The 5,712-nt window shown below is 50.4% G+C and carries 3 protein-coding genes and 1 other RNA gene; 1 reads left to right on the top strand and 3 read right to left on the bottom strand.

The features are described 5' to 3' along the window. On the top strand, positions 1-611 hold a 611-nt coding region (locus RBT76_15835), incomplete at its 5' end, for a hypothetical protein (protein ID MDX9859254.1). A 1,073-nt stretch (positions 612-1,684) separates the two neighbouring features. On the opposite strand, the gene RBT76_15830 is transcribed toward RBT76_15835, so the two are convergent. The 3 genes from RBT76_15830 to ssrA form a co-directional block, all read right to left on the bottom strand. Beyond that, a complete protein-coding gene (locus tag RBT76_15830; protein ID MDX9859253.1) occupies positions 1,685-3,829 on the bottom strand; it encodes an HD domain-containing protein in 2,145 nt (714 codons plus the stop codon). 582 nt (positions 3,830-4,411) lie between these two features. Next, positions 4,412-5,506 (bottom strand): tyrosine-type recombinase/integrase, encoded by a 1,095-nt coding sequence (locus tag RBT76_15825; protein MDX9859252.1) that lies wholly within the window; start codon positions 5,504-5,506, stop codon positions 4,412-4,414. A 105-nt stretch (positions 5,507-5,611) separates the two neighbouring features. Next, positions 5,612-5,712: a transfer-messenger RNA gene (gene ssrA, locus RBT76_15820) on the bottom strand; the annotation flags it as partial.

The following is a 5,712-nucleotide window of genomic DNA, read 5'->3' as shown; positions in this document are numbered from 1 at the left end:
GTATTTCTTCTGACAACTTGGCTATCGAGTGGTCTTTAGGGGATCGGCGCCTGCATCATCGGGAATCCCAATGTGAATCCGTTACGTATCCAGTTAAGCATCTCAATCCTGGTACACAATTACAGGTCCCAGAGCTAATCGTACTACCATCCACTACTTTGGTGGCGACGAAAGTAACAGCAAAGACCAAAGACAAACGCCTGGTCGACGCTGATGTGGGCGTTTTCATTTTGATTCCTGTCGAAGTAGTGATCACAGCAAAAGACGAACAGCCGTTCGCATTTCACCTAAATATAGGCGCGATTCAGGCTACTTCCCTCAACCACCTTACAGAGCGGTACAGGCAAATTCTGGATTACCGTAAGAGCAAGCAGCGGCTCAGAAGTACTCTAGCAGAGGCGGCCTACAAAATCGGGTGGAATGGGAACCCGACTACGTCCTTTATCGTGTTCTGTAAATCCGGATTGCCGGAGTTGAGCGGGCATGAGTTGACAATTGATACGTGGGACTTGCGGATTAGGAAATTCGTATCTCGTCGTGGAACGAACAAAATCGAATTGACGGCAGCCGAGGGCGAAACGACGGAAGACTTCTTTGGCCCATCGAGTTAGGTTTTGTCTTTTATGTACCCCCCGATAGCGGTAATGTAGTTCCAGATGACTGGTCAGCCCTTGTAATAGAGGACACGTACACCACAAAGCACTGCTCTTCAACTCCTCCTCGCAGTGCATACAGGTAAGCCGAGCTTTTGACGCTCAAAGTAACACCATTGCTCCACTTATCATAGGACTTTTGTGATACTTCGATAGTTTCCTGGTGGACTACTCTGCGTGATCCTGTGACCGGCATGAGCCCATCTTCTTCATTCCACATATAACAAGAACTAAACGGCTGACCCAGATTCTTGACGCGTTCTCTCCAAGAATCAAAGAGTGATTGTACGGACTTTGCACCAAAACCAGGCGTGTGGGGAGTCCCCATAGGGGTCCTATCGACCCATATGCGATAGTCCTTCGCTAATCCGGTAGCTGCAAATTCACGGATTCGAAGGGCGGGGCAGTCACCAGTCTTTGAATTCGGCCGGTAACGAAGGCAAGCTATTAAGTATGGGGGGCCAGAAAGTTTCAGATCTGCCAGCCGTGCAACCAGGGTAGGAAGTGTCACCTGATACCTCAATGCGAGAAGGTGCAATTTGTGTATTAGCTCATGCGGGGAATCCTGCGGGAGAGGTAGGATGTGATTTCTTATGGTCGATTTTGGAACCAGCAACGCCCTCGCGAAATGGCTGCAAATCTTCTCCTCCATCTCATACTCATCGCTCGCCAGATTGAAGCTATGATGCTGCGGCATGTCGGAGTCCGTCCTATAGAAGAGGGTATGTCCCAGTTCGTGGGCAAGTGCGAAGCGCTCATTTCCTTTCGTCAGACCGCCTCCCAACTCGATCCGAAACCCGCCAGCAACCGGTATCAAGCGAGCCCCTCGCGTATCACCAAATCGGAGATTACTACTGAGAACTATTCCTTTCCTCCGTATGAGTTCGTGCACATTGATTGGGATCTCTACGGAACGAATACCGTGTGTATACGCGGACTCAGATATGAGTTTCCAAGCCGCCTTTTCAATTGCAGTTGACACGGAGTGTGCATTGAACGTCTTCAATAGGTGCCGTTCAGTAAGCGTTCTGTCAATCCTTCGCGTCATCTTGTAGTTTGAGGGAGAGAGACAACTCGCCAAAGTGCTTCAGAGTCAACTCTTCCGCATACTCCTCATAAGACGACCAACGCAACCTCTCTCCAGGCTTCCATGCGGCGATTAGAGTTGGGGTGTCGCTATACAGAATCTGCTGGGCGATGGTGTCTATTTGTTCTTGATATGTCTTCTTCTTAAACGGGAGTGACTTCTTTCGGGACAATAAGACTGATGCTTCAAGAAGCGTAAGAAATCGTTGACGCGTATCGTCATCCGTTCCTATCAATTCTATTAGTTTAGCGTCTTCCGCAGCAAGGACTGACAGGTCAGCAAATGCTTGTTTGGGAATGTCAAAACTGAGTCCAGTGATGAACTCAGTGATGCACTTCAACATACGTTTAGCGGTAACATCGCCGGAGACAGTGAAGTCGTGGGAACGAACCTTGAAGTAGCCTTGCGCCCGAGGAATCTCGAACTTGTCGCAGAAAGTGTCGGTTATGATCTTGCACTTCGCTTTGTTAGCAAAAACATCAGGTGAGACGAATATATAGGCACGCCACAAATCCCAATAGTAATCCTGAAGAACTTTCACATCGGCAAAATACACAAACTTTTTCTGAACTCTGAGCGGATGGACTGCTCCCTCCTTTATTTCCAAACGTGCATCAACTTCTTTAGATTGCATATCCCCCGCTGGGCAGTAGATAACGATTTCGCCTGATGATAGACCGGCCGCTTTTTCAAGAGTACGTTCCAGTGTGATTCTGCCGCTGGCCGATGGCGCGTCCTCTGGTCCCCTAAGTGTTTCCGTGAAGTATGGGACATTATGCTTACTTGTTAATACCAAGTCAGTGTCGACGACCAGGAGCGTTCTGTATATACTCCTTCTGCGGAATCTCAGCCCATTATACAACCGTCTCTGCAGTGGGGCATCTGACTGGTCTGTCAGAGGCGCTTGCCCAAGGTAATTGATGAGTTCTGAGTCGGATAGATGTGTCATATGCGGCGGGGAAGGAACCGCTTCACAGTCTTCGCTCCAAGGCGCAGGGTAAATTTTCTCATCGTCACGGGGACGGGCTTGCGCAGTGACTATTTCGAATAGCTTAGCCAACATAGCGCTCGCGGCTGCCTTTTTATGGTGGTAAAATACACGCTCTGCCATTTCATAACGCTCGCGCATTATGGAGAGAACTTCGGTCGCTACGTCTCTTCGCTGCCCACCCTGACCCTTTCGGGTAACCATAATTGACACGCGTAACCCTTCATCAGGATAGTGCTTGCCTGGACGCACCGTCAGATATCTGAACAACCTTTTGTGGAACCGGGGCTCCATCGCGAGATTAGTTCTATCTCGCGGCAGATAGTCGAGCAAATCAGCACAAATTGTGTTTCCAACCACGTCGCTCATGAACGGATGAAACATATGTCTTGCCACAAAGTCCCGGTGCCAGTTTTCGAGGTTATTGAGCCGGGCGATTGACTCCCCTGTAGCACCCTCCTTTGCTGTGAGTAGCCGGTCACTGAATCGCTTTAATGGTTCTGTCTTTTCGCACCAATTCAGAATGACATAAACCAACTGCCCAAGTTCGCTGTTGGGTATTTTTTCAAACCACTGGTCGTATTGCTCAGTAAACACTTTTGCCAGCTCACTCGATTCATCAAACATCATGGAATAGAGTCGAGGGCCACCTAGCCTGTCGTGACGTTTGAAGAGGCCGGCGAACTCGTCTTCCAACGTGTGGCCGAAAGGGACATGACCAAGGTCGTGCAACAAGCCGGCGACGGCGACGACTTCCGACAAACCACGCCAGCGTGACTGGCGCGTGACAGTGTTGGGGAGATCGGTGTTCGGTGGGTTGAATTTGAATGCATCAGATATGTGCTCGCCAGGATGGTCCAATTGCAGCCGCTCGTGGTTTTGGACAATGCGACGCATGATAGTTCGGCAAGCAAAATAAGTACCAATTGAATGTTCGAATCTAGTGTGGCGTGCTCCGCGAAACACAAGATTCGAGAAGCCTAGCTGCCTCAACTCTGCCAGCCGCTGGAACTCCGCGGAATCAATAATCTCTACGGCAAGCGGACTTAGTACTTTTGCGTCATAGATCTGGTCCTGTAATACCTTCCCATACTCTGACATGAGTAGCCCTTTCTCCCGAAGGGTCTAGCTGTCGCGGCCCAAGATGAACAGGTCCTTCGCGATGGAGGTCATTGACAGAAAGCCGCATCGGGCTATGATGACTGTGCATTCAAGTTGCTGCCTTTCCAAAGTAGACAGTTTTGAGTGTTTTCACTGTGAGAACCCGCTACCGGGTAATAGCTAAAACGAAAGGAGGTGCGATATTGAAGACACCAGGTAATCGGGGTCTATCACGCGCGCAAGATAATGCCAAATGCTCGGATAGGCAAGCGAAAAGCCGAGCCCAGAGTCTGGCCATTTCACTCGCGTGCTTGGAGTCTGATATCTCGATCAGAATCCAAAAACCAAAATCGTATCTTGCCACATATCAGGAGATGAAACAACTCGAAAGGAGACTGACCCATCTCCGATGTAAGGCGCAACGGCTGGCAACATGCCTGTGATCTAGTGAAGCATCGCCATTAGCCGACAAGTTAGGGGGTTATCCAGAAATGATCCCCTTTCTTTTAAATTGAAGTTGGCTTCGACGTCGCCAGGATGTGCCCCTGCACTCTATCCGTGTCGAGGGACAAAGATGTGGACTCACTTCGCCCGAAAGGTCAGCTTACTCACCGCCTTCGACAAATGCTCCGGTGCAAGATGCGCGTATATCATCGTCGTCTCGATGTCCGAATGCCCCATCAGCTTCTGAATTGTAGCAAGATCGACTCCTGCCATTGCCAAGTGGCTCGCGAATGTGTGCCGAAGTGCATGGACTTTGGTTAGGTCGTCAATCTTAGCAAGTCTCCCTATTCGGATAAGTTCTGTCCTCAGCGAGTTGTGCGACTTGCCGGATAATACACTGGAGAACACCAGAGAGCCGGACTCAGCGTCTTTTGATTTTTTGCGCAGCGACTGGAATAAGGCAAAGAGGTCGTCACTCATCGGAATCTCGCGTTCCCCTGTCTTCGGCTGCCAGTCTGGTTTCCGGCGAATGAGAATGAGGCGGTTGCGGAAGTCCACGTCCGCCCAGGTGAGGTGCTCAAGCTCCGCCTTGCGCATGCCTGTCGAAAGAAAAGTGAAGTAGGCCGGATAGAGTCGCTCGGGGCAAGCCGAGAGAAATCTCTCGCATTCCTCTTGGGTGAGAAAGCGGAACGGTTTCTTGTCGTCTACCTTGAGCGGTTTCACGCGCTTCATGGGATTGTCTTTGAGATAATCCCACTTGAGGGCGAGATTCAGCATGGTCTTGATGCCTTCGAGCTCAAGATTGACGGTTCTCGCGCGGGCTCCCCTTCTGCCATTATCGACGGAGGGTGATTTGCCGTTGGGGTTGATCCATTCGTCCCGGCGGAATGCCTTGTAGCCCTCGATGACTTCCGGGGTAATATGTGAGGCTTTGACCACATCAGTGCGCTTTTCGGCAAGGAACCGGCGGAAGTGGTCGGTGACCGCTTTGTAGCGTTTGAGGGTGGAAGCCCGGTGGTTGGTCCGGTTGTATTCAAGAAACTTCTCGATCAGGGACTCGACGGTGATATCCTTGGTCGAGAATCCGAACTCGTTCTTGATGGCCTTGACCTCTGCGTCCTTGAGGGCCAGTTCGGCCATGCGTTTGGACGTACCTATCCGCTTCCTGAACCGCCTGCCGTGATAGGCGATGTCCAAATACCAAATCTTCCCGCGCTGAAAAATCCTCGCCAACGTTCAAACTCCTTTGGCACAAATCTGGCACAAGTTACTTTTCAGGAAGATATAAAACCAGCTAAATGTTTGTCAATGAATAAGATTACTGTCGGGACAAAAATAAAATGGAGGTGGGGGGAATCGAACCCCCGTCCGAGTAAGACGCCAGGCAACCCGCTACGTGCGTAGTCGATCTATCAGGTCTCGTGCAAATCGCTGCCGAT

This window comes from Candidatus Zixiibacteriota bacterium (assembly GCA_034003725.1).
Taxonomy (GTDB): domain Bacteria; phylum Zixibacteria; class MSB-5A5; order GN15; family FEB-12; genus WJMS01.
This window is presented reverse-complemented; position numbering and strand designations above follow the sequence as displayed.